The 23,647-nt window shown below is 64.0% G+C and carries 21 protein-coding genes; 1 reads left to right on the plus strand and 20 read right to left on the minus strand.

All coding sequences use genetic code 11. From position 1 onward, the window contains the following. Positions 1–141 precede the first annotated feature (141 nt). From C9427_RS18005 to C9427_RS18055, 11 genes are all read right to left on the minus strand, one after another. Positions 142–438 carry an AzlD family protein gene (locus C9427_RS18005; protein WP_107650481.1) on the minus strand — a complete coding sequence of 99 codons (297 nt, stop codon included), beginning with the start codon at positions 436–438 and terminating at the stop codon, positions 142–144. Continuing rightward, entirely contained in the window at positions 435–1,163 is a 729-nt protein-coding gene (locus C9427_RS18010; protein ID WP_107650482.1) for an AzlC family ABC transporter permease, read from the minus strand. The genes C9427_RS18005 and C9427_RS18010 overlap by 4 nt, the downstream gene beginning before the upstream one ends. A gap of 135 nt (positions 1,164–1,298) precedes the next feature. Beyond that, the gene (locus C9427_RS18015; protein ID WP_107650483.1) at positions 1,299–2,693 is read right to left on the minus strand and encodes a glutamine synthetase family protein; all 1,395 of its coding nucleotides are present in this window, start codon (positions 2,691–2,693) and stop codon (positions 1,299–1,301) included. Positions 2,694–2,726: 33 nt separating this feature from the next. Continuing rightward, entirely contained in the window at positions 2,727–3,818 is a 1,092-nt protein-coding gene (locus C9427_RS18020; RefSeq protein WP_245437097.1) for a branched-chain amino acid ABC transporter permease, read from the minus strand. Position 3,819: 1 nt separating this feature from the next. Continuing rightward, on the minus strand, positions 3,820–4,719 hold the full coding sequence (locus tag C9427_RS18025) for a branched-chain amino acid ABC transporter permease (RefSeq protein ID WP_107650485.1): 900 nt from the start codon (positions 4,717–4,719) through the stop codon (positions 3,820–3,822). A 7-nt stretch (positions 4,720–4,726) separates the two neighbouring features. Continuing rightward, positions 4,727–5,431 (minus strand): ABC transporter ATP-binding protein, encoded by a 705-nt coding sequence (locus C9427_RS18030; protein WP_107650486.1) that lies wholly within the window; start codon positions 5,429–5,431, stop codon positions 4,727–4,729. Between the two features lie 55 nt (positions 5,432–5,486). Continuing rightward, positions 5,487–6,641, minus strand: a complete 1,155-nt coding sequence (locus C9427_RS18035; protein ID WP_167434394.1) for an ABC transporter substrate-binding protein — start codon at positions 6,639–6,641, stop codon at positions 5,487–5,489. 43 nt (positions 6,642–6,684) lie between these two features. Beyond that, positions 6,685–7,410, minus strand: coding sequence for an ABC transporter ATP-binding protein (locus C9427_RS18040; RefSeq protein WP_107650488.1), 726 nt, complete (start codon positions 7,408–7,410; stop codon positions 6,685–6,687). 155 nt (positions 7,411–7,565) lie between these two features. Continuing rightward, a complete protein-coding gene (locus tag C9427_RS18045) occupies positions 7,566–8,150 on the minus strand; it encodes a helix-turn-helix domain-containing protein (RefSeq protein ID WP_097575411.1) in 585 nt (194 codons plus the stop codon). 71 nt (positions 8,151–8,221) lie between these two features. Then, on the minus strand, positions 8,222–9,025 hold the full coding sequence (locus tag C9427_RS18050; protein ID WP_107650489.1) for an N-formylglutamate amidohydrolase: 804 nt from the start codon (positions 9,023–9,025) through the stop codon (positions 8,222–8,224). Between the two features lie 15 nt (positions 9,026–9,040). Next, the gene (locus tag C9427_RS18055; RefSeq protein ID WP_107650490.1) at positions 9,041–10,450 is read right to left on the minus strand and encodes an aldehyde dehydrogenase family protein; all 1,410 of its coding nucleotides are present in this window, start codon (positions 10,448–10,450) and stop codon (positions 9,041–9,043) included. A 152-nt stretch (positions 10,451–10,602) separates the two neighbouring features. Here C9427_RS18055 and C9427_RS18060 point away from each other — a divergent pair, with 152 nt between their 5' ends. Beyond that, entirely contained in the window at positions 10,603–11,361 is a 759-nt protein-coding gene (locus C9427_RS18060) for an SDR family NAD(P)-dependent oxidoreductase (RefSeq protein WP_107650491.1), read from the plus strand. 29 nt (positions 11,362–11,390) lie between these two features. Here the strand turns inward: C9427_RS18060 and C9427_RS18065 are convergent, their stop codons facing one another. The 9 genes from C9427_RS18065 to C9427_RS18105 all read right to left on the minus strand — a co-directional run bounded on the left by C9427_RS18065 (position 11,391) and on the right by C9427_RS18105 (position 23,433). Continuing rightward, positions 11,391–12,083: a DUF2461 domain-containing protein gene (locus C9427_RS18065; RefSeq protein ID WP_107650492.1), complete on the minus strand. Its 693-nt coding sequence runs from the start codon at positions 12,081–12,083 to the stop codon at positions 11,391–11,393. After that, the gene (ligA, locus tag C9427_RS18070; protein ID WP_107650493.1) at positions 12,083–14,287 is read right to left on the minus strand and encodes an NAD-dependent DNA ligase LigA; all 2,205 of its coding nucleotides are present in this window, start codon (positions 14,285–14,287) and stop codon (positions 12,083–12,085) included. The genes C9427_RS18065 and ligA overlap by 1 nt, the downstream gene beginning before the upstream one ends. A 222-nt stretch (positions 14,288–14,509) precedes the next feature. After that, complete coding sequence (gene recN, locus C9427_RS18075) at positions 14,510–16,183, minus strand: DNA repair protein RecN (RefSeq protein ID WP_107650494.1); 1,674 nt, start codon at positions 16,181–16,183, stop codon at positions 14,510–14,512. Between the two features lie 13 nt (positions 16,184–16,196). After that, a complete protein-coding gene (locus C9427_RS18080; protein ID WP_107650495.1) occupies positions 16,197–17,066 on the minus strand; it encodes an outer membrane protein assembly factor BamD in 870 nt (289 codons plus the stop codon). A gap of 261 nt (positions 17,067–17,327) precedes the next feature. Continuing rightward, positions 17,328–18,275 (minus strand): UDP-3-O-acyl-N-acetylglucosamine deacetylase, encoded by a 948-nt coding sequence (gene lpxC / locus C9427_RS18085; protein WP_107650496.1) that lies wholly within the window; start codon positions 18,273–18,275, stop codon positions 17,328–17,330. 276 nt (positions 18,276–18,551) lie between these two features. Then, entirely contained in the window at positions 18,552–20,207 is a 1,656-nt protein-coding gene (gene ftsZ, locus C9427_RS18090) for a cell division protein FtsZ (RefSeq protein ID WP_107650497.1), read from the minus strand. Between the two features lie 66 nt (positions 20,208–20,273). Beyond that, complete coding sequence (ftsA, locus tag C9427_RS18095; RefSeq protein ID WP_107650498.1) at positions 20,274–21,581, minus strand: cell division protein FtsA; 1,308 nt, start codon at positions 21,579–21,581, stop codon at positions 20,274–20,276. Further along, positions 21,578–22,519, minus strand: a complete 942-nt coding sequence (locus C9427_RS18100) for a cell division protein FtsQ/DivIB (RefSeq protein ID WP_107650499.1) — start codon at positions 22,517–22,519, stop codon at positions 21,578–21,580. The genes ftsA and C9427_RS18100 overlap by 4 nt, the downstream gene beginning before the upstream one ends. Further along, the gene (locus C9427_RS18105) at positions 22,507–23,433 is read right to left on the minus strand and encodes a D-alanine--D-alanine ligase (protein WP_097575399.1); all 927 of its coding nucleotides are present in this window, start codon (positions 23,431–23,433) and stop codon (positions 22,507–22,509) included. Before C9427_RS18105 ends, C9427_RS18100 begins: the two co-directional genes overlap by 13 nt. Between the last annotated feature and the right edge of the window lie 214 nt (positions 23,434–23,647).

Below are 23,647 nucleotides of genomic sequence, written 5' to 3' on the forward strand. Positions count from 1 at the left end.
AGGTGTGTTGAGATTCAGGTCAGGCCGAGTCGAAAACGGTGGGTTCCGAGAACCGGAGCGGAGCGTACTTTTGGTACGTGAGCACCGGAAGCGCAGGAACCCGCCGTTTGCAGGCCGGCATCACCTGAATATCAACATACCTTACCCGACGAACTGCCGCGCCAGGATCAGCACGGCGGCGCCGGCCAGGAACATCGCCATCAGCCCGCCGCGCAGCGACACCAGCGCGGTGACGATCAGCGCCGCCCATTCCGCCGGTCCGGCTGTGAGGGCGGCCGGTGCCACCAGCGTCGTCAGCACCGCCGCCGGCACGGCGTTCAGCCCGGCTTCGACCCGCGGATGGATGTTTTCGAAGCGCGAGATGACCAGGTACCCGCCAATGCGGGTGAGATAGGTCGCGACCGCGCCGGCGATGATGATCCACAAGGTCGTGCTCATGGCCGCGCCTCGACGCCGCTATGGTGGGGTGGCAGGATGACGGCAAGCAGCACGCCGGCAATCGCGCCGATGGAGACGTGCCATGGCGATCCGACCGTCTTGTAGGCGATGATGGAGGCGGCAGCACTTGCCATGACCACCGGCAGCCACAGCGGCCGCTTGCGAAAACCCATGACCAGGCCGAGGAAATAGATCGGCAGCAGGAAATCGATGCCCAGCGCATGGGTGTCCGGGATCAGCTTGCCGAACACCGCACCCAACGCGCTTTCGACCACCCAGAACACATAGACCGGCAACCCCAGGCCGAGATACCAGGCGAAGCCGACGGTTTCGCCGGCTTCCGCCTTGCGCTCGGCCACCGCGAACTGCGGATCGGTGAGGATGAAATAGCCGAGCGCCTGCTGGAACAGCGGCCAGTGCGCGATGCGCCGGCCGATGCCCGCGGAATAGAGTACGTGGCGGAAATTCACGGCGAAGATCGACAGCACGATCAGCCATGGCGCGACATGCTGGCCGAACAATTCGATGCCGACCATCTGGCTGGCGCCGCCGAAGACCAGGGCGCTCATCAGGAAGGCTTCAAGCACCGAAAAGCCGTTGTCGACGGCGATCGCACCGAACAGCAGCGCGAACGGCGCCGATGCCACCACGACAGGCATCGAAAGCCGCACGCCCTGCCAGAAATCGCTTCTGGCGCCGTTTTCGGAGATCGCTTGCGCTGACATCCACCGCTCCCTGATCAAAGAGCCTGATGTAGGGAGCGCCGCCGGCCTTGTCACACCAATTCGCTTGAGCCAAACGATCAGCCGAAATGATCGCCGCCGCCGCGCCAGGCACAGAGTGCCGGCAAGTTCGCTCGCTCAGCTGACGAAATAGCGCTGCCATTCGAAGTCGGTGATGTGCGACGCCTGCCAGGCGTCGAAGGCAGCCTGTTCGGCGCGCCGGCTCTCGGCGTAATTGTCGCGAAACACCTCGCCGAAGGCCTCGGCGCAGAAATCGGACGTTGCGAAAGCCTCGATCGAGGCATTGAGCGTGCGCGGCAATTTCGGCTTGTCGAGATTGGCGAGGTTCGATGTCACCGGTGCCTCGAGCGAAAGCTTCTTCTCGATCCCCTCGCAGCCGGCCGCCAGAATCGCCGCGATCGACAGATACGGGTTGATGTCGGCTCCAGGCGCGCGATGCTCCAGCCGGCAGGCATCATCATTGGGCGTGGTGATGGCGCGGATCGGCGCGGTGCGGTTCTCGAAACCCCAGGCAACGTCTTCCGGCGACCAAGCGCCACGATCGAAGCGGCGATAGGAATTGACCGTCGGCCGGAACAGCAGGTGCGTTTCCTGCATCCGGTTGAGCACGCCGGCGAGGAATTTCTCGGCGACCGGCGTCAGCCGACCCGGCCCGGCGGCGAAAGCCGGCTTGCCGTCGCGCCACAGGCTGACATGATGATGCGCGCCGCAGGCGCTTTCCTTGCCGGGCGGTTGGAACCGCGTCATGAAGGTCGCGACAAGCCCGCGTTCGGCGCAGAGTTCGCGCAGATGCAGCTTGGCGCGCATGGCGTCGTCGGCCGCCTGCAGCGCTGTTTTTGGGGTCAGCGCGTATTCATACATGCCAAAACCGTATTCGGTCACCAGCGAGGCCACACCGATGCCGATGCTCTTCATGCGAGTGATGAATTCGGCGGCGAAATCCTGGTACTCGCCGCTGCGCACCAGATCATAGTTGATCAACGAATGGCCCCAGGGCTTCAATTCGCGATAGCGGCCGGCGCGCATCAAATCATGGTCGGCGTGAAAAATGCCGAACTCATATTCGAGCGCGAAGCGCGCTTCGTAGCCAAGCGCATTGGCCCGCTCCTCGACCTTGGCCAGAACGCCGCGCGGATCGAACGGGCAGACCGCGCCGTCGAGCATGTAGGAGCGGGTGATGGCCGAGGCGAATTTCGGCTTCCAGCCATGCTGGACGACGGTCACCGGGTCGATGATGCCCTTGATGTTGGGAAAGCCGTTCTCTTCGTTGGCGCTTGCCGAGGCGAAGGCGACATCACCCATCGGCTGGCCGTCGCCATGGGTAACACAATAGAGGATGGCGTTGATCGACTCGCCATGGCTCGACAATTTGAGCGGCGCGATCTTCGAGCGGAAGGCGCCTGACGTGTCGACCGTATGGATCTCGATGAATTCGACGCCGTCGGCTGCCAGCTTGCTCTGCAACGCCTTAAGCTCGGGCGCATACGCCGCGACCCTGTCCTCAAATTCCACTTTCAAACCTCCACCAAGAAACACCAGGCTTCGCTATTTTGCGCGCCTGAAAAATCGCGACAGCAACTCGTCCAGTTCGTAGCGGCCGCTGATGCCGCTTGGCCGGAAGGCCATGCAAAGCACGATAACCACGCCAAGCGCCACGCCCGACAGGCCGAGCAATTGCGGCAACTGGATGCCGGCGATCGTGACGCCCGATTCGATGCTGCGGATGAATTCGAGCCCGACCGAAAGCACGATGACGCCGGTCACCGCGCCCGTGACCGTCGCCATGCCGCCGAGGATCAGCATCGCCAACGTGTTGAAGATCATCTGGAAGTAGAACAGCTTCGGACTGATCGTGCCGGCGAAATAGGCATAGAGAATGCCAGCCAGGCCGCAGATCAGCGCCGACAGCACCCATGACACGAGACGCAGCCGTCGGGCATCGATGCCGAGCGCGGCGGCGGCTTGCGGGCTCTGGGCGCTCGCCCTCAGCTGCAGGCCCCAGTGGCTGTCCTTGAACAGCCGTGCCAGCACGATCACCACGACCGACATCGCCATCATCCAGGGCAGGCCGACGACCTTCGGGATGCCGAAGAAGGCCTGGTTGCCCTTGAACAGATCGGTCCAATTGAGAAAGACCGAATGGACGATGATCAGCAGCGCCAGGCTGACGATCGTTGCGGCGACGCCCGAGAGGCGGCTGATGACCTTGCCGCTGACCAGGGCCAGAATGCCGACGGCAAGCAGCGCAAGCAGCGCCGACGAGACGGGGTCGAGCTCAAGCGTCGCGAACCCGAACGGGGCATTGGGGATAGAAAGCTTCTTCATTGCCAGCGGCGTCGACAGTATGGCCACGCCATAGGCGCCAAGCCCGACAAAGGCGCTGTGGCCGAGATTGGCGATGTTGCTGTTGCCCATGAACACTTGCAGGCCGACGACGACGATCAGGTTGACGAAGGCGCCGAGCGCCAGGAACGTGTAGTAGGTCGGCGCGAAGTTCAGGATCAGCAGCCCGCCCACCAGCACAGGCAACGACGTCACCAGCCCGCCGACCAGCGAGCGCGCCAGCGCCCCGTTGGGCCTTGTGGTATCTTCGATCGCCTGCGACATCTCTGCTCTCGCGACATCAGTTCTCGCCACCTCAGATCTCCTTGTCGCCGAGTTCCACCCGTTGGCCAAGCAGGCCTTCCGGTCGGTAGACGAGGAGCGCGACGATGATCACGTAGGTAAGCGCGTCCTTGAAGCCCCCATATTCCTGCGGCAAGGCGACGAGCAGGCCGACTTCGATGAAGCCGAGCAGCATGCCGCCGACCGCCGCCCCGGGGAGCGAGCCGAAACCGCCGATGACGCAAGCGACAAAAGCTTTCAGCACCAGGCTGAAGCCGAGATCGGGTGAGACGCTGCCGCGCCGCGCCATGATGAAGACGGCCGCGATGCCGGCCAACGCGCCCGAAATGGCAAAGGCGGTGGCAATCACCCGGTTGGCCCTGATGCCCATCAGACGAACGGTGGCGAAATCACGTGAGGCCGCGCGGATGGCCAGGCCGAGCGTTGAACGGTTGAGGAACAGCACCAGGGCCAGGATGGTCAGGCCGGAGACGATCAATTCCATGACTTGAAGCGACGACACCGCGAACGGCCCGAAGAACCACATCTGGTTCAGGCCATTGAGGATCGAGACCGATTGCGGCTTCGGCGAGATCAGCAGCATGAACAGGTTCTGCACGACGATGCTGACGCCGAAGGCCGTCAGCAATCCCGTCGTCGTCGGCGCATAGCGCACCGGCCGGAACGCCACGCGCTCGAAGGCGACCGCCGCCAGCGCCGCCGCCGCGATGGCAAGCAGAACCGCGACGATTGGCGACGTCAGCCCTAGTGCTGCCGCCAGGAACACGCTGTAGGCCGAAACGCCGATGATCTCGCCATGGGCGAAGTTGACCAGCCCCATGATCGAGAACACCACCGCCAGGCCAAGCGCGACCAGCGAATATTCCGCGCCGAAGGCCAGCGCGTTCAGAAGTTGCTGCAGTGCGTAGTCCATGCCGCGCCTACCCGCCGATATAGAGATTGAGGAGGCCATGTTCGTCGGCAAGCCCGGACGGCGGCCCGTCGAAGCGAAGCGCGCCGGAACTCATGACATAGACCCGGTCGGCAAAGCGCAGCGCCTGCCTGGCGTTCTGCTCGACCACCAGCAGCGTCAGCCCCTCGGCCTTGAGTTGGCCGATGAAATCGAAGATCCGCACGACGATCTTCGGCGCCAGCCCCAGCGAGGGTTCGTCGAGAAGCAGAAGCTTGGGCCGCGACATCAGCGATCGCGCAATGGCCAGCATCTGCTGCTCGCCACCAGAAAGCGTACCGGCTGCTTGCGCGTATCGCTCGGAGAGGACCGGGAACAGAGCCAGGAAGCGCTCCATGTCCTGGCGCACGCCACGGGCGTCGCGCCGCGTCGCCGCGCCCAGCCGCAGGTTCTCGCCGACCGTCAAATTGGCGAAGATGTGCCTGCCTTCCGGCGTCGATGTCAGGCCGGCGCGAATGCGGTCCTCGGTTCGAACACGCGATATGTCCTGACCATCGAGCACGATACGGCCGGCCGACGGTGCGACAAGGCCCGTCAGCGCATTGATGGTCGAGCTCTTGCCGGCGCCGTTCGGGCCAAGCAGCGCGACAAGTTCGCCCTGCCCCACCGACAGCGATAGGTCGCGCACGGCGGCAACCGCGCCATAGCGCACGCTCAGATTCTCGACCTTCAGCACGAACCGGCCCGCACTGGAGTTATCGCCCGATCATTCATCGAAACAGCTTTGCCAATCACTTCAAGGCAGGGACGAAGGTCGGCTGCGCGTCGGTGATGAGCACGCGCTTGCCGCCGGAGAATCCCATCACCGGCACGGCCTTGACCGGATAGCCCTTCTTTTCGGCGAAGGAGATGATCGGCGCTGTCGTGCCGGGATAGCCGCCGGGCGCACGAATCGCTTCGCGCAAGGCCGCAGGCTCGACAGTGCCGGACTTCTTCGCCGCCTCATAGCTGATCTGCACCATATCCGCGCCGAGTGCGTCGAAGATGCCGTTGATCTTGTAGCCATCGGCCTTGCACTGCGCCAGGAAGTGGTCGATCGGGCTGTCGACGCCGGTCGCGCCATGGGTGGCGAACATCACCTTTTCCAGTGACGCCGGATCGCCGACGGTTCCTTCCAGCGACTTATCGTCGAAGGCATCGCAACCGGCAACCCAGCCGTCATAGCCATTGGCGCGCAGCTGGCGAATGAGGATGCCGACATCGGGCAGCACGCCGCAGACATGGATGGCGTCCGGCTTTTCAGGCAGTGCCTTGATGCTGGCGATCTGCGGCGACCAGTCGGTGGTGCCCCAGGAATAGTTGAGCTTGGAGACGACCTTGCCGCCGAGATGCTCGAACACCTCGCCGAACCATTCCGGCAGCTTCTCCGAATAGGATCCGGCATCCGGCGAGACCAGCAGCGCCACGGTACGCGCACCCTTGCCATAGAGCGCATCGGCCGTGGCTGCCGCATTGATCGGATCGGGCACGGCGCCGGCGATGAAATTGTCGAGGCCGGCCTGCTGCATCTCGATCTGGGTGTTCGGCGCCGAAAACACGGTGGCGCCATAGGGCTCCGCGATCTGGGCGGTCGGGATCAGCGCATCCGGGAACGGCACGCCGGTGATGACCTGGGCACCGGCATCGAGGAACTTCTGGCCGAGCGAAACCGAAAGCTGCGGATCGGAACGATTGTCCTCGATCATCAGTTCGATCTTGGGATCGCCGGCGCCAGCCGCCTTGTTCAATTTGTCGGCCATGCAGCGCGCGCCCTCTGCCTCGCTGTAGGGCGCATAGGTACCGGTCATCGCCACGGCGAGCCCGATCTTCAGATCGGCTGCGCCGGCATGCGCCACCTGCAAGAGCCCCGCCGCGGCAATCGCGGCTCCCAAGATCATCCTGTCCATTGAACCCCTCCTTCTTCCTTGTTGTTGTAATTCCCAGGCGCCGTCACGACGTCTCGGACTGCCCGACATAAACCTCGATGACGCGCGGATCGCGCCACACCTCTTCGGTCTGCCCGGATGCGATCACCTGGCCCTGGTCCATGACGCAGAGCCGGTCGCACAGCCGGTTGATGAAACGCAGATCGTGATCGATGACGATGGTCGCGCAGCCGACATCCCTGCGAATACCCTCGATCGCCACCGCCAGCGTCTCGGATTCATCCTCATTGAGCCCGGCCGCGGGCTCGTCGAGCAGAAGCAGCAGCGGACCGAGCGCCAGCGCACGGGCGATTTCGAGCCGGCGCTGGCTGCCATAGGACAATGTCCCGGCCGGAACATCGGCGAAGCCGTCCAGCTGATATTGAGCAAGCAGCCGGTCGACGCCGATGCGGGCCGCCACATCGGGGCGGACCGAGCGGCAGGTGATGTGGGCGACCTCGACATTCTGCCGGACGGTCAAATCCCTGAACAGCCGGATGGTCTGGAAGGTGCGGCCGACCCCGGCCCGCGCGCAATGCTCGGGGCCGTGGCCGGTGATTTCATTGCCTGCCAGCTTCACGCTGCCGGCATCCGGCTTGAGCACACCGGCGATCGCGTTGACCAGGGTGGATTTTCCCGCGCCGTTGGGGCCGATCAAGCCGAGGATTTCGCCGGCCGCGCAAGACAGCGAAGCACTGCGCAAGGCCTGCACGCCGCCAAAAGTCTTGCTGACTGCCTCAACCGACAGCATCGGTCACATCTCCCATCCCGGCCGATGGCTTTTTCTCCTGTCAGCCGGTCATCAGGATGCTAGACCCCTGACTTTTCCATAACAAGTATTTTTTTCCATTTTAGAAAATATTCTTGTGAGAGCCTAATTCCGGCCTGAAATCCAACCGATCGGGATCAGACCCCGGCACCGGCCGGCAGCCCGTCACGCGGAACCGTGTTCGACATCAGCATGACCACGGGCTCGTCGCCGAGCGCGATATAGGCGTGCCGCATTTCGCCGTCGAACAGGATGCTGTCGCCCGGTTGCAGCACCGTCGGGTCGTAGTGGACCGTATGCAGTTCCAGGCTGCCGCTGAGCACATGGATGAACTCCTCGCCCGAATGGCTGCGCCAGCCGCCATTCTCCTCAAAGCTCCTTGCCCGCAGCGTAACCCGCCAGAAAATGTTGGTCTTGTCGCGAAAATCGCTGCACAACACCTCGAATTCCATGGCGTTGCCCTGATGCAGGATGCCGCTGCCGGCGCGTGTGATCGAGCGGCGCGCCTGCATGCCCGGCTTCGGGCTGAACAGGAAGGAAGCCACCGGCACATGCAGCACGCCGGCGATCATCAGCGCCACGTCGACAGTCAGGCGCGCCTTGCCGTTCTCGAGCTTCGACAGTTGCGAGACCGAAAGGCCGGAGCGCTCGCTGAGGTCGCGCAGCGTGATGTTCTGCTCCTTGCGCGCATCCCTGATCTTGCTGCCCACATTGCCCTGCATCGCCCACGCCCTTGGCTGTCGTGTTTCCAATTCGACAAGCTCTAGCGGCGCGGCCGGAAGGCGTCCAGCCTTTAGACGGCTACGGCTGATTTCGGCCATAGTGACATCGCGACAGTGGCAAAGCTTGCCTCCAGGGTCTGGCTGATGAGTTCGAAAGTTTCGGGATCGGAAAGCAGGTCGTTGCGGACCTCGAGATAGAGGCAGGGCCTGCCCTGCTCGAGCCCGTGCCGGTTCAGCGTGTAGCCAACCGCCTGACGCCAGTCATAGGGCGCGTTGTCGCCGATCCTCAAGCCTGCTTCGGCGCCATGCGCGCCGATGGTTTTGAGCACCGAGGTGACGAAGGCCGAGGGCTCGCGCCACAGCACGCCGATGTCGACGTCGCGCCTGACGCCGCCCATCACCGGGGTGAAGGAGTGTATCGAGACGAGCGCCTGCCTGCCTGCCGCGGTCTCGGCGATCGCCTGTTCGACGGGGGCCCAGGCGATGCGCTTGCGCAGCCTGGCGTCAGCGGCTTCGACCGCGAGGTTGCCTGGCACCGGAATGCCGCCGAGATCGGGCCGCATGAAGTCCCACTCGCCCGCCGGTCGGTTGTAGTCGAGGAACAGCCGCGAATAATGCGCGACCACGGCCGGTGCCCGCAACGTCCGCGACAGCCGGCGCGTCAAGGCGTCGATGCCGATGTCGACGGCGAAATGCGTGCCGAGATAGGGCACCGCCAAGCCAAGATCATGCCATGGCGCCGGCACCAGATTGCCGGCATGTTCGGCGATCAGCAGATAGGGGCTCGCCGCATCGGGCAACAGCCGCTCGACACTGGCCGCGGCCAGCACCTCGACGGTCGCATCGTCAAGCCCTGCAAGGCTCGCAGCGTTCACCGCACGACCTCCAGTTCAACCGATGACGGAGCGGACGTGATAGGCCTTCGCCGCCGTCGCTTCTGTCAGGCCGGCGCGGCCATTGGTGCGGCCGAGGCCCGAATTCTTGATGCCGCCCCAGGGCAGATGCAGGTCGGCGTGGTCGCAGCGGTTGAGATAGACGGTGCCGGCTTCGACCTCGTCGAGCAGCGCCACGCCGCGATCGACGTCCTGCGTCCAGATCGAGGCGCTCAGGCCGAAATCGCTGTCGTTCATCAACCGAAGCGCCTCGTCGTCGCTGCTGACCGGCTGGATGCAAGCCACCGGCCCGAACAGCTCGTCGCGCATGATCTGCATGCCGTGGTCGACCCCGACCAGGACTTCCGGTGCGACATAGGCGGCGCCAAGCCCCGCGGCCTTGAGGGCGCCATCCTGCGGCATCAGCCGCCGCGCCCCTGCCCGCACCGCGCTTTCGGTGAGATCGCGGATCGTGTCGGCGGCGCTCGCCCGCACCACCGGGCCGACCATCGGCTTCTCGCCGATCGGATGGCCGATGGTCCATTTCGCCGTCTCGGCGACAAGAGCGTCGACGAAGCGGTCATGGATCGCCTGGTCGACATAGATGCGCTCGACCGAGCAGCAGGACTGGCCGGCATTGGAGTATGTGCCTTCGGCGATCAGCGGTATCGCCGCATCGAGGTCGGCATCGGCGCGGACATAGTTCGGGTCCTTGCCGCCGAGCTCGAGATGCACCTGGGTGAAAGTGCCGGCGGCGGCTGCATGGACGCGCCGGCCGCCATTGACCGAGCCGATGAAGTTCACCGCATTGAAGGTGCCCGATGCAATGAGCCGCTCCGCGTCCGCGTGATCGAGATGCAGGCTCTGGAACACGCCTTCGGGACCGCCGGCGGCGCGGAAAGCCTCCTCGGCCACCTCCGCGATCAGCGGTGTCTGCGGTGAATGCTTGAAGATCACGACATTGCCGGCCGCAAGCGGCGACGTCACCAGATAGCCCAGCATGGCGGTCGGATAATTCCAGGCGCAGATCGACAGATGCAGGCCGCCCGCCACCGGCCGCGCGTAACGGCGGATGGTCTCGTCGGAGGGATAAGGCACGTCTGCCAGCGTTTGCGGAGCTATGTCGGAAAGCAGCTGGCCGATCAGCGCCAGACGCGGCGTCTCATCCGCCTGCCACAGCGGTCGGCCTATCTGCCATGCGACCATCTCGGCGAGCGGAGCGGCTCGGGATTTCATCTCCTCGCCGAAGCGCAGCAGGATCGCCAGGCGCTCGGCCAGCGGCGTCCGCCGCCAGGACGGCAATGCCGCCCGGGCTCGCGCCAGCGCGGCCTCGATTGCCGCTCCATCGGCATAGCCTCGCGTCACATAGGTCGAGCCATCGACGGGAGAGGTCACGGAGAAGGTCCGCGCGTCGGGATGCAAATTCATGGTCGTGAAATCCGTTCGAACTGGGAAGTCATCTGGGCACGATATCGCGATTTTCCATTTTGGCAATTTTTTTTCTAATACCGCTTGATGGAATTTTTATCCGCCCCTATTGTCCGGCGATCGCGTTGGGCGGAGCACATGAGGGAAAGCAGATGATCGTTTATGATTTCACCGGCAGGCACGCGGTTGTCGCTGGCGCCGGTGGCGGCATGGGCGAAGCGATCACGCTTGCGCTGCTCGAAGCGGGAGCCTCCGTGACCGCTATCGACGTGAAGGCTCGTCCGGCGTCCTTCGCATCCTATGACGACAGGCTCAACTTCGCGCAAGGCGATCTCACCGACGCCGCCTTTGTCGAACAGGTCATCGGCACGGCGGGCCGCGAGCGCGGCGGCATCGACTATCTCGCCAATGTCGCCGGCGTGCTGTGGTTCGGCCGCGACAGATCGGCCCTCGACATGGATCTCGACGTCTGGGACCAGGTCTTCAACATCAACCTGAAATCCTTCGTGCACACGGCACGATCGGTCGTTCCCCACATGCGCTCCGGCGGGCGCGGCGGGGCCATGGTCCATTTCTCGACCATTCAGTGGTATCGTGGCGACGCGAACCCACAGGACGCCTACCAGGCATCGAAGGCGGGCGTCTGCGCGCTCTCCAAATCGCTGGCCATGCAGCTTGCCGGCGACCGCATCCGGTCGAACGCTATCTGTCCGGGCATGGCGCTGACACCGCTGCAGGCGCGCTGGGACACCGAGGAAAAGCGCTCGGCGGTCGCCAGTTACGCGCCGCTCGGCCGGATCGGCACCCCGCAGGACATGGCCAACGCAGCACTCTTCCTGCTCTCCGACGCGGCAAGCTACATCACTGGGATAGAACTTCCCGTCGACGGCGGTCTCTTGATGCGGATGTAACACCACATCTGCGACCGGACCGGCAAACCCTAACTCACCGAAACCTTGCCCTGGATCGCCCTGCCCCAGTCGAGCAGTGGCCTGGCGCGCGACGTGAAATCGACGAGCTCGTCGACAAGGGCCGGCGTGTGGATGCCGGCCGGGTCGATCGTGTGGCGGACGGCGAAATGCCGGTTGCGGATAGCCTGGCCGAGATCGGCTTCGCTGACATGCTCGAAGCCGCGTGGCGCGCGCTTCATGCATCCTTCAGTGTCGAGTTCGAGGCCGGCTTTCTTCAGCCTGCCGATCAGGCCGCGGAATTCCGCCGGCTTCGTCGCGATCGCCTTTCGCATGGCCTGGAGCAGCTCCGGGCCAGGCTGCCACCAGGCAACGCCGGCAAAACAACGGTCGAGCCCGATGTAAACGAAGAACACGCCTTGCTCCATCTTGGTGCCGTCCGGCGACAGGATGGCCGACAGATGGCTGTTGTACGGCCGCTTGTCCTTGGCAAAGCGCACGTCGCGGTTGATGCGGAACAGCGATTTCTTGCGATCGCCCCGCAAGCCCAGCCCCGCCGCCGCAAAGCGTCCGGAAAGCGTTTCGACCAGATCTCCGAACGGCTCATAAAGTTCGCGCTCGTAGAGGTCGCGGTTCTCCTGAAACCACTCCCGGCTCTGGTGAAAGTCGAGCGCCCTGAGAAATGGGATTGCCTTCTGGCCAAAACCGTTGAACGTGCCGGTCATCACGCCTTGCCGATCCGCGCGAGCCAGGCGTCCTCGTCGATCACCTCGATGCCGAGTTCGGTAGCGAGCTTGAGCTTGGAGCCGGCGCCCGGTCCGGCAACGACCAGATCGGTCTTGGCCGAAACCGAGCCCGCGACCTTGGCGCCGAGACGTTCCGCCATCGCCTTGGCTTCCGGGCGCGTCATCTTTTCCAGCGTACCGGTGAACACAATCGTCTTGCCGGCGACCTCGCTGTCGGCGGAGATGTCCACGATGTATGGTTTCGGGTGGACCTGAGCGAGCAGCGCATCCAACACATCGTCATTGCGCTCGTTGCCGAAGAAATCGCGCAGCGCGTTGATCACCGTGTCGCCAATGCCGTTGATCGAGGGGAAAACAGTGTGCGGATCGGCCGCCTTTGCCGTCTCCTTGCCGATGCGGATCAGCTCCTCGATGGTCGAGAAGGTCCGGGCAAGCACGGCTGCCGTCGTTTCGCCGATATGGCGGATGCCCAGCGCGAAGATGAAGCGGTCAAGCTCGGGTTCCCTGCGAGAGTCGATGGCGGCGAAGAGCTTGTCGAGGCCTTCGTAATTGCGTTCCTCGACGCTGCGCACATTCTTGCGGGTCTTGCCCGATGCGGCCTCGCGCTGCCTGGCCTGCTCCTCGCGCCGCTCGGCCAGCGCCTTGGTCACCGCAGGGCGCCGATCCCTGAGCGTGAAGATATCGGCGGCCGTCTTGATCAATCCCGCATTGAAGAAAATGTCGATGTTTTCGGCGCCGAGGCCTTCGATATCCAGGGCGCCGCGTGACACGAAGTGGCGCAAGCTTTCCACGGCCTGCGCGGGGCAGATCAGTTCGCCGGTGCAACGGCGGCGGGAATCTTCCTTGCCGGTCTTCTCGTTGATCTCGCGCGTCGCCGGCGAGCCGCAAATCGGACAGATATGCGGAAATTCGTACGGCACGGCGTCGGCCGGCCGCTTGTCGATGACGACGCTGACGATCTGCGGAATGACGTCCCCTGCCCGCTGGATCACCACTGTGTCGCCGATGCGTACATCGATGCCATCGCGGATCGGTTGGCCGGTGCTGTCCAGACCCTTGATGTAGTCTTCATTGTGAAGCGTGACGTTTTCGACCACGACGCCGCCGACCGTGACCGGCGCAAGCCTTGCAACCGGCGCCAGCGTGCCGGTGCGGCCGACCTGGATGTCGATCCTCTGCACGGTCGTCATCGCCTGCTCGGCCGGAAATTTGTGGGCGACGGCCCAGCGTGGTTCGCCGGTGACGAAACCCCATCGGCGCTGCAGTTCCAGCTGGTCGACCTTGTAGACGACGCCATCGATGTCGTAGCCCAGCGACGAGCGCTGCTCCTCGATCAGGTGATAGTGCGCGACCAGTTCCTCGACCGACTTGGCACGCACCATCAGCGGGCTGATCTTGAAGCCCCACTCTTTGAATTTCTGCACCGAATCGTACTGCGTCGGCGCAGGATCCGCCGTCGTGTAGCCCCAGGCATAGGCGAAAAACCTGAGGTTGCGGCTGGCGGTGACGGATGGATCCTTCTGGCGCAGCGACCCGGCCGCCGTGTTTCGCGGATTGACGTAGTCCTGGCCGCCGGCCGCCGCCGACCGCTGCTTCAGCGCCTCGAATTCCGCATAGGTCATGTAGACCTCGCCACGTATCTCGATGACATCGGGCCAGCCCGAGCCTTTCAGGCGCTTGGGAATGTCGGCGATCGTCCTGAGATTGGCGGTGATGTCCTCGCCGACCGTGCCGTCGCCGCGCGTTGCGCCCTGCACGAACACGCCGCCTTCATAGCGCAGCGAAGCCGACAGCCCGTCGATCTTCGGCTCGGCGGTGAAGGCGATGTCGAGATCCTTGTCGCGATCGAAGAACCGCCGGCCGCGTTCGATGAAATCGGCGACGTCCTGGTCGGTATAGGCCTTGGCGAGGCTGAGCATCGGCACCGCATGGCGCACCTTGGCGAAGCCCTCCGCCGGCGGCGAGCCGACCCGGCGCGATGGCGAATCTTCACGGACCAGATCGGGAAAGCGTTGTTCAATGGCGAGGTTGCGCCGCGTCAGCGCGTCATATTCCGCGTCCGAGATAACAGGCGCGTCCTCGGTATGGTAGCGCCGGTCGTGCTCGGCGATCTCCTCCGCCAGCCGCTTCAGCTCGCTGGCTGCCTCGCTTTCGCTGAGCGAATCGACAGGTTTTTCGGACATGCTTTTCTTCCCTGAACGTGGCGCGACACAATAGAACAGGATTCTCCCATAAGGGAGAGACCAGACTTCGGAAAATCATTCCTGAACAGCGGGATGGAGCCATATCCTGACTCTGTCCAAAGGCCGGGCTCATATGCATGTCGCGCAAAAGTGTGCAGCGGTTTTGCGATAACGACATGCATAAAAACAAGAACTTAAAGCGCATCAGATGGCGTGCGTGGCTTAAGCCGCCGCAGTATTCTCGCGCAGCAGCCGCTCGGCCGCGGCACGGGCTTCGTCGGTGATGGTCGCTCCGGCCAGCATGCGCGCGATCTCTTCCTGGCGCGCCGCCCGGTCCATCTCGGCGATGCCGGTTGCAACCCTGTCGGCGCCGCCGGATTTGGAGATCAGGAAATGCGTCGCCGCGCGCGCCGCGACCTGCGGCGCATGCGTCACCGACAGCACCTGCACGCGCTTCGACAGCCGCGCCAGCCGCTGGCCGATGGCATCCGCCACTGCGCCGCCAACCCCGGTGTCGATCTCGTCGAAGACCAGGGTCGGCGCCGAGCCGCGGTCGGCCAGCGCCACTTTCAGCGCCAGCAGGAAGCGCGACAGCTCACCACCGGAAGCGACCTTCATCATCGGCCCTGGCCGGGTGCCGGGATTGGTGCGCACCCAGAACTCGACCTGGTCGATGCCCTCTTCCATCCGGCTCTCGACCGCGCTCGTCATTTCGACGATGAATTCGGCCCGTTCGAGCTTCAGCGCCGGCAGTTCGGCCATGACGGCCTTGGTCACCCCGACAGCCGCGGCATGGCGAAGAGACGACAGCTGCGCCGCCGAAATATCGTAGGCCTCGCGCGCCGCCGCGGCCTGCTTTTCCAGCCCGTGCAGGCGCTCCTCGCCGGCATCGAGGTCGGCAAGATCGGCGGCCATCGTGTCGCGCAACTGCGCCAGGTCGTCGACCGCCACACTGTGCTTGCGCGAGGCGGCGCGCAGCGAAAACAGCCGCTCCTCCGCCTTCTCCAATCGCTGCGGATCGTATTCGGCGGCGCGAAGCGCGGCTTCGACACCGGACTGCGCCGCGTCGAGCGACAGCATCGCCTCGTCGAGCGACTTGACCACGTCGTCGAGCAGGCCCGGCGCTTCGCTCACCTTGCGCTGCAGGCGCCGGAGCAGGCTGGCGAGTTGCGGCAAGGGCGAGGACGGTCCGGAGAGCACATCCTGCGCGTCATGGATTTCCGAGGCGATCTTCTCCGCCCGCATCATCGTGGCGCGCAGTTCCGCCAGCTCGGTCTCCTCGCCGGGTTGGGGATCGAGCTTCGTCAATTCGGCGACCGCGGCTCTGAGATAGTCGGCCTCGCGCGCCGCCGCCTCAACCTTGGCGCGGTGCCTGGCCAAGTCCTGTTCGCAGCTGCGCCAATAGCGCCACGCCTCGCCTGTCGCACGGACAGTGCCGAGATGACCGCCAAAACTGTCCAGCAATTCGCGATGCGCGCCTGGGTCGACCAGGGCGCGCTCGTCGTGCTGGCCATGGATCTCGACCAGGGCGTGGCCGACATCGCGCATCAGCGTCACGCTGGATGGCTGGTCGTTGACGAAGACGCGGGTGCGGCCGTCCGCTGTCTGCACGCGGCGCAGAATGATGTCGCCGTCATCCTCGATGGCGTTGTCGGCAAGCAGCATCCGGGCAGGATGGTTGCGCGGCACATCGAACACGGCAATGACCTGGCCTTGCGCTGTGCCATGGCGCACCAGCGAGGCATCGCCCCTGGCGCCAAGCGCCAGCGACAGCGCGTCGAGCAGGATGGATTTGCCAGCTCCGGTTTCGCCGGTCAGCACCGAAAGGCCGGACGAGAAGTCGATGTCCAGCTTCTCGATCAGAACGATATCGCGGATCGACAATCTGGAAAGCATCGCTACGCCTGCATCAGGCGCCGGTGATCAGCTTCCCGGCATTGGATATCCACGACCCGGCATTCTCGCGCGGCGCAAGCCCATTGCTTTGCAGGAGCTTGTAGGAATCCTTGTACCACTGGCTGTCTGGGTAATTGGTGCCGAGCACGGCCGCCGCGGTCTGCGCTTCCGATGTCAGACCCATCGCATAGTAACTCTCGGTCAGGCGCGCGAGCGCTTCCTCGACATGGCGCGTGTTGGAGTAGTTTTCCACCACAGTGCGGAACCGCTTGACGGCCGCGATATATTCGCGCCGCTCGAGATAGTAGCGGCCGATCTGCATCTCCTTGCCGGCGAGCTGATCGTTAGCAAAGCGGATCTTTTCCTTGGCGTCGTCGACATATTCCGAATCGGGCCAGCGCGTCACCAGATCCTGCATGGTCTGCACGGTCTGACGCGCTTCCTTCTGGTCCTGGGTGACGTCCTTGATCTGCCGGTAGTAGCTGAGCCCGATGATGTATTGGGCATAAGCGGCGTCGTCCGTCGACGGATAGAGGGTGAGATAACGCTTGGCCGAACCGATCGCCTCGTCATAGCTTCCCTTGCGATAGTCGGCGAAGGCGCCCATCACCATCGATTTGCGGGCGAATTCCGAATAGGGGTGCTGGCGGTCGACCGCATCGAACTTCTTGCTCGCCTCGTCCAGACGACCGGCGTTCAGATTGGCGAGGCCTTGGTTGTAAAGAACGTCGGCCGGTTCGGTCTGGTCGACATAGGTCGACAGGTCGACATCCTTCTCGGATGACATGCAGGCCGCAAGGAAGAGCGATGGAACAACCACCGAAAGCGCCAGGAAAACAGCCCGTTGTGGCGTTTTCGATTGACCAACTCGCTTGAAGACCATGATTGGATTGCGCCCTTTCGGCGTTATTTTGATGCACTTTGCATGTCGTTGCCCCCAACCGGCACCCACTTTTGAGCGACATGCACCAGTTGTCGGCAGCAGCCATAAACCATAACCGCCTTGCCCGGCAACGCTATCGCCGGCCAATCGCACATTTTTGTGGCGGTTCGGCGTCGTCTGCACGCCTATGCCTTTTCAGCGGCCTGTGGTGCATTCATGCAACACAGACCGATCCTCATAAGGCCTGGAAAACGTTAAAAATCAGATCATCCAAGGGGCGTAGACGGGCGCGTAGACCGCGCTCATCTCGGCGGCGCGGCCGCGCTCGCGGCGCGTCGTCTCGACGATCTCGAAGGCCGAACGGTCCGACAACAGGCGGCGCAGCGCCGCCGCGTTCAGCCTGTGGCCGCCGCGATACGAACGGAAGCAGCCGATGAACCGGGCGCCGGCCAGCGCCAGATCGCCCATGGCGTCCAGCGTCTTGTGGCGGGCGAACTCGTTAGGATAGCGCAGACCGCCCATATTGATCACGCGGTTGTCGTCGCCGATCACCAGCGAGTTCTCCAGCGACGAGCCGAGCGCATAGCCGGCGGCCCACAGCCGCTCCACATCCTTCATGAAACCAAAGGTGCGGGCCCGCGCGACGTCGCGGCGGAAAATATCGGGGTTGATGTCGGACGCGAAGAGCTGGCGGCCGATCGCCGGGCTTTCGAAATCGATCTCGATTTCGAAGCGCGTGCCGTCATAAGGCCTGAATTCCGCCCAGGACGCGCCGTTCTCGATGCGAACCGGCTTGACCACCCGGATGTACCGGCGCTTGACCGGCAGCGTGTCGATGCCGACCTGGTCCACGGCCTCGACAAACGGCATGGCGCTACCGTCTAGGATCGGAACCTCGCGGCCGTCGATTTCGATGACGATGTTGTCGATGCCAAGACCGAAGACAGTGGCCATCAGATGTTCGACGGTGGCGATGTGCTCGCCTTCGGGATCGCCGAGCATGGTGCAAAGGTCGGTGGCGCCGACCTCGGCGACCAGCGCACGAAACTCGCGGCTCTCGCTTCCATTCGAAAGCTGGAACACCACGCCCGTATCGGCATCCGCCGGCAGAAAATGAACGGTAACCGGTTTGCCGCTGTGAACACCGGTGCCCGTCAGCGTCGCACGCGATTTAAGTGTCGTCTGGTAGTCCTGCAAGACAAACCCCATAGCCCATGCTGCCCAAGTCCGCTTTGTCGGCCCCAAGGGCCCGGCACTTGATTGATCGGCAGGCAGGGCCAACTCCCCGAATCCCGGCAAACCGACGTTTGTCGCGGGAAGATAGTGATCCGGCAGGGAGACTCCAAATCACGGTTTCTTACTCTTTGTAACCGCGGCCAGAAGTAAGCAGAATATCCTAAGATGCTGTTTTGCAAAGGTTTTCTAAGTTAACAGGCAAACAATCTCTTGCTTGCCTGTTAACGATTGTTACAGGCTGTTAACAGGTCAGTTGGCCTGACGGCGCAGGAACGCCGGAATCTCCAACTGATCGTCTTCCTGCATGGTCCTGGCCTGCGGCGTCAGCCGGCCCTGATCGTCCAACTGGCCGCGGCGTGGCGCGTAAAGCTGCGGATCCTGGCTGGCGAGGCGGCGCACCTCGGGGGCCGCCTGGCGCAGTTTCGGTTCCCGCGGCTGTGCCGGCTGCAACCGTGCCGGCTCCTCTTCGCGGCGGGTCAGGCCGCTTGTCAGGCGCTTGATCAGTCCCATCGGCCCGCTGTTCTCATGATGATCGGCCGGACGGCTTTTGGCTTCCACCTCGGCCTTCACCACAGGCGGGAAATCCTCCACGCGCGGCATGCGCTGGGGTGCCGCGGCCACCGGCTGAAGCACTTCACGCTGCGGCATCGCCTGCTGAACCACCGGCTGCAGCATCGGCTGCGGCTGGGGGGGCGGCGCCTGGAAGATCTTGTTCTGCGGGCGGAAGTCGTCCGCTTGGGCAACCGGTGCGGGGCGTGCCATCGCCGCCGCATTCGCCTCGGCAAGCTGGATCGCCTCGGCAACCGGGTCGGCCGCGCGTGGCTCATAGACGGGCTGGACGGGCGCCGGACGGCTTTCCGTAACCGGGACCGCCGGGCGGTTAACCGGCTTTGGCGGCGCCGCGCGGATGGCGATCGGCGCGGCGGCGATTTCAGCCGCCGACTTGTCGATGCCGGTGGCGACCACCGAGACGCGGATGACGCCTTCGAGATCCTCGTCGAACGTCGCACCCAGGATGATGTTGGCGTCCTGGTCGACTTCCTCGCGGATGCGGGTGGCCGCCTCGTCGACTTCGAACAGGGTGAGGTCGCGACCGCCGGTGATCGAGATCAGCAGGCCCTTGGCACCCTTCATCGAGGTCTCGTCGAGCAGCGGGTTGGCGATCGCGGCCTCGGCGGCGGCCATGGCGCGTCCTTCGCCGGAAGCCTCGCCCGTTCCCATCATCGCCTTGCCCATCTCGCGCATCACCGAGCGGACGTCGGCGAAGTCGAGATTGATCAGACCTTCCTTGACCATCAGGTCGGTGATGCAGGCGACACCGGAATAGAGCACCTGGTCGGCCATGGCGAAGGCATCGGCGAAGGTCGTCTTGTCATTGGCCAGCCGGAACAGGTTCTGGTTGGGGATGACGATCAGGGTGTCGACGCATTTCTGCAGCTCCTCGATGCCGAAATCCGCCGTCTTCATGCGGCGCTGGCCTTCGAAATGGAACGGCTTGGTGACGACGCCGACCGTGAGGATGCCCTTTTCACGGGCGGCACGCGCGACAACCGGAGCCGCTCCCGTGCCGGTGCCGCCGCCCATGCCGGCGGTGACGAAGCACATATGGGTGTTCGACAGATGATCGATGATCTCGTCGATGCATTCTTCCGCCGCCGCGCGGCCGACTTCCGGCTGCGATCCCGCGCCCAGACCTTCGGTGACATGCGCGCCGAGCTGGATCAACCGCTCCGCCTTGGACATGGTCAGCGCCTGTGCGTCGGTGTTGGCCACGACGAACTCGACACCGCGCAAGCCCGCGGTGATCATGTTGTTGACGGCATTGCCGCCGCCGCCGCCGACACCGAACACGGTGATCCGCGGCTTGAGCTCGGTGATGTCCGGCTTTTGCAGATTGATGGTCATTGTCTCCGTCCTTTGCCTTTCACGCCGCTTCGCCGCCGCGGCCGCCTATGGGGCTGCCCCCGTCAATTAGAAACTGTCTCTCAACCACTGACTCATTCGATGCAGTTTTCCGCCCGTTCCGGTCATTCTCAGACCGGAAATGCCTTTCGCCGGATGGCTCTCGAAGCTGGCCATCTGCGGGTAGATCAAAAGCCCGACCGACGTCGAGAAAGCCGGTCCCTTGGCCGCCTCCGGCAGGCCCGCCACGCCGAGCGGCCGGCCGATGCGCACATTGCGTCCGAGGATGCGGCGCGCCGCCTCCGGCAGGCCGGAGAGCTGGCTGGCGCCACCGGTCAGCACCACGCGCTTGCCGACGGCATTGCCGTAGCCGGATTTGTTCAGCCGGTCGCGCAACAGTTCGAGCGTCTCGTCGATGCGCGCGCGGATGATGCGCGTCATCACCGACCGCGGTATCTGCAACGGCACCTCGCCTTCCTCGCCGATCGGCTGGATCGACACCAGGTCGCGGTCGTCGGCACTGCCGGGCAGCGCCGAGCCATGCATCACCTTCAGCCGCTCGGCGGCATCGAGCGAGGTCGACAGGCCTTTGGCCATGTCCAGCGTGACATGGTTGCCGCCGACGGCGATGGCGTCGCCATGCACGAACTTGCCTTCCGAAAACACCGAAATCGTCGTGGTGCCGCCGCCCATGTCGATGCAGGCCGCACCCATTTCGAGCTCGTCGTCGACCAGTGCGGCCAACCCGCTGGCATAGGGCGTCGCCACCATGCGCTCGACCGACAGATGCGAGCGGTTGATGCAGAGTTCCAGGTTGCGCAAGGGCGCAGCATCGCCCGTCAGCACATGCATGTCGACGCCGAGCTGATCGCCGACCATGCCGCGCGGATCGCGTACGCCGCGCTCGGCGTCCAGCGAAAAGCCGACGGGAAGCGAATGGATCACCTCGCGCTCGGCCCTGAGCGCCTGCTTGGCGCCGGCGGCAAGCACGCGCTTGATATCGGCCTCGTCGGCCTCATGGCCGCCAAGGTTGATGGTGGCCGAGAAGGTCTCGCTCTTCAGCCGGCCGGCCGTCATGTTGACGATCAGCGAATCCACCGTCAGCCCGGCCATGCGCTCGGCGGCGTCGACGGCGAGGCGAATGGCGTGCTCGGCCCTGTCGAGATCGATGACGACGCCCGATTTCACGCCTTGCGATTTCTGATGGCCGATGCCGATCACCTGGATGCGATGCGAGCGCCCGCGCAAGAGCTTGCCGTCGTCGCGCGGCTTCAGCTTCGCCACCACGCAGCACACCTTGCTCGAGCCGACGTCGAGCACCGTCAAGGTGCCGGACCGGCGCGACGAGGCATCGCTGTTGCCGCCAAGCCAGCTCATATGTTCGTCTCCGGCTTGCGCTTCAGTACTTTGGGCTTTTCATTGAGCGCGGCCTCGCGCTGCGTCGCCGCTTCCGGCGTCAACTGGACGACGAGACGATCGGAAAGGCGCATGTCGACGGCGGCGATGTCGCGCGTCAAAAGCCCGTTCTCATGGTCCATCCTGATCAGATCGGCGATCGCCTGATCCTCGCCATCCTCGGGAAGCTTGACGGTGATGCCGTTTTCCAGCTTCAGGTCCCAGCGCCGTTCGCCGATGCGGATATAGCCTTTGATCCGCGCGGCAAGCTCTGGATATTTCTTGATCCTGGCAAGGAAATCCGGCGCCATGGCCGGCGCGCCGGCGCCGATGATCAGCGGCAGCAATGCCTGCTTGCCGCCGGAGAACGGCGCGATCACATTGCCGGACTTCTCGATGACGGAAAGCTCGCTGCCTTGCTGCCAGAGCGCGAAGGGCACACGCTCCTCGACGCGCACCTCCAGCGTGTGCGGATAGACCTTGCGCACCGCCGCAACCTCGATCCAGGGCAGCGTGGCGATGCGCTCGCGCGCGGCCTCGGCGTCGAAGCCGATCAGCGAGGTCCAGCCGTCGAGCTCCAGCCTGTCCAGTATATCGATCTCGGAGGTTTCACGATTGCCGACCACCTTGATCTGATCGACAGCAAAGCCGGCGCGGGCAGTGACGCCCTGGACGATGCTGTCGACATGTCCGCCGAGATAGGCGCCATAGGCGCCAGCCGACGCCAGCAGCACCGCCGACAGGATTGCGGCGGAGAAAGGCGGCGCCTCGAAATCGCCCTCGCCCAGGCGCGCCAGAACGCGCACCGGCCGGCGAAGCAGGCGCGGCAATACGAAATGGTCGAACGACAACGGCATGCCGAACAGCGTCGGCCCGGCCGCGCCCTTCTCCTTGCCCTGTCCCCACCTCAACGCAAACACGAAGCGTCCTCCACCATCCAACTCAATAAATCGCCGAACGAGTGTCCCGCTTGCGCGGCGATTTCAGGCACCAAGGATGTCGGCGTCATGCCAGGCTGAGTGTTGATCTCGAGCCAGACAATTTCGCCGTTTTCGGAGTGACGATCGTCATAGCGGAAGTCCGATCGGGAAACGCCCCGGCAACCGACGGCTTGGTGAGCCTTGAGCGCCAGTGTCTGTATTTTTTGGTAAATATTCGGTGAAATTTTTGCCGGGCATTCGTGTTTTGATCCGCCCGCGACATATTTTGAATCATAGTCGTAGAAGGAATGGCCGGTCGGGATGATCTCGCAGACGCCGAGCGCCACATCGCCCATCACCGCGCAGGTCAGCTCCCGTCCGTGGATGTAGCGCTCCACCATGACGGTATCGCCATATTTCCAGTCGGACGAGCCGATGACCTGCGGCGGATGTGACTGGCCCTCATGCACGATGACGACGCCGAAGCTCGACCCTTCGCTGACCGGCTTGACCACATAGGGCGGCTTCATCGGATGCTTGTTCTGGATGGCGAAGCGGTTCGTCACCTTCGATTCCGCCACCGGAATCCCGGAGGCCTTGGCGATCTTCTTGGCCTGTTCCTTGTTCATGGCCAGCGCCGAAGCGAGCACGCCCGAATGGGTATAGGCAATCCCCAGATATTCGAGGATGCCTTGGATGGTGCCGTCCTCGCCGAAAGGGCCATGCAGCGCATTGAAGGCGACGTCGGGCTTGAGTTCGGCCAGCACCGATCCGACATCGCGCGTGACGTCGAGGCGAGTGACCCGGTAGCCTTCATTCTCGAGCGTATCGGCACACGCTTTCCCCGAGGACAGAGACACGGGCCGCTCGGACGAGAATCCCCCTAGCAGAACGGCCACATGCTTACTTTTCATTCCCGTCATCCCCTCTCACGGCGGGCCGGCATCTCTCGATCAGAGCAGTCTTTGCTCCCACGATTCCGCAACCTTGAGTCCGAGTCTCCCGGCAGGTTGCCCCCCAGACGGAAAACGCGGGAACGCGTCGAACGACTCAAATCAGGAAACGCTTTCAGGCAGAGAATCAGAGAGTTGATTCACTGGCAAGTGCTTACGATTCCGAGAGATTCAC

This window comes from Mesorhizobium helmanticense (assembly GCF_003034915.1).
GTDB classification, from domain to species: domain Bacteria; phylum Pseudomonadota; class Alphaproteobacteria; order Rhizobiales; family Rhizobiaceae; genus Mesorhizobium; species Mesorhizobium helmanticense.

What these genes read in the sequence shown, in the direction of transcription:
- C9427_RS18005 (WP_107650481.1), bottom strand. Translation starts at nt 438, where the DNA reads ATGAGCACGACCTTGTGGATCATCATCGCCGGCGCGGTCGCGACCTAT.
- C9427_RS18010 (WP_107650482.1), bottom strand. Translation starts at nt 1,163, where the DNA reads ATGTCAGCGCAAGCGATCTCCGAAAACGGCGCCAGAAGCGATTTCTGG.
- C9427_RS18025 (WP_107650485.1), bottom strand. Translation starts at nt 4,719, where the DNA reads ATGGACTACGCACTGCAGCAACTTCTGAACGCGCTGGCCTTCGGCGCG.
- C9427_RS18035 (WP_167434394.1), bottom strand. Translation starts at nt 6,641, where the DNA reads ATGGACAGGATGATCTTGGGAGCCGCGATTGCCGCGGCGGGGCTCTTG.
- C9427_RS18040 (WP_107650488.1), bottom strand. Translation starts at nt 7,410, where the DNA reads ATGCTGTCGGTTGAGGCAGTCAGCAAGACTTTTGGCGGCGTGCAGGCC.
- C9427_RS18045 (WP_097575411.1), bottom strand. Translation starts at nt 8,150, where the DNA reads ATGCAGGGCAATGTGGGCAGCAAGATCAGGGATGCGCGCAAGGAGCAG.
- C9427_RS18055 (WP_107650490.1), bottom strand. Translation starts at nt 10,450, where the DNA reads ATGAATTTGCATCCCGACGCGCGGACCTTCTCCGTGACCTCTCCCGTC.
- C9427_RS18060 (WP_107650491.1), top strand. Translation starts at nt 10,603, where the DNA reads ATGATCGTTTATGATTTCACCGGCAGGCACGCGGTTGTCGCTGGCGCC.
- C9427_RS18065 (WP_107650492.1), bottom strand. Translation starts at nt 12,083, where the DNA reads ATGACCGGCACGTTCAACGGTTTTGGCCAGAAGGCAATCCCATTTCTC.
- ligA (WP_107650493.1), bottom strand. Translation starts at nt 14,287, where the DNA reads ATGTCCGAAAAACCTGTCGATTCGCTCAGCGAAAGCGAGGCAGCCAGC.
- recN (WP_107650494.1), bottom strand. Translation starts at nt 16,183, where the DNA reads ATGCTTTCCAGATTGTCGATCCGCGATATCGTTCTGATCGAGAAGCTG.
- C9427_RS18080 (WP_107650495.1), bottom strand. Translation starts at nt 17,066, where the DNA reads ATGGTCTTCAAGCGAGTTGGTCAATCGAAAACGCCACAACGGGCTGTT.
- lpxC (WP_107650496.1), bottom strand. Translation starts at nt 18,275, where the DNA reads ATGGGGTTTGTCTTGCAGGACTACCAGACGACACTTAAATCGCGTGCG.
- ftsZ (WP_107650497.1), bottom strand. Translation starts at nt 20,207, where the DNA reads ATGACCATCAATCTGCAAAAGCCGGACATCACCGAGCTCAAGCCGCGG.
- ftsA (WP_107650498.1), bottom strand. Translation starts at nt 21,581, where the DNA reads ATGAGCTGGCTTGGCGGCAACAGCGATGCCTCGTCGCGCCGGTCCGGC.
- C9427_RS18105 (WP_097575399.1), bottom strand. Translation starts at nt 23,433, where the DNA reads ATGAAAAGTAAGCATGTGGCCGTTCTGCTAGGGGGATTCTCGTCCGAG.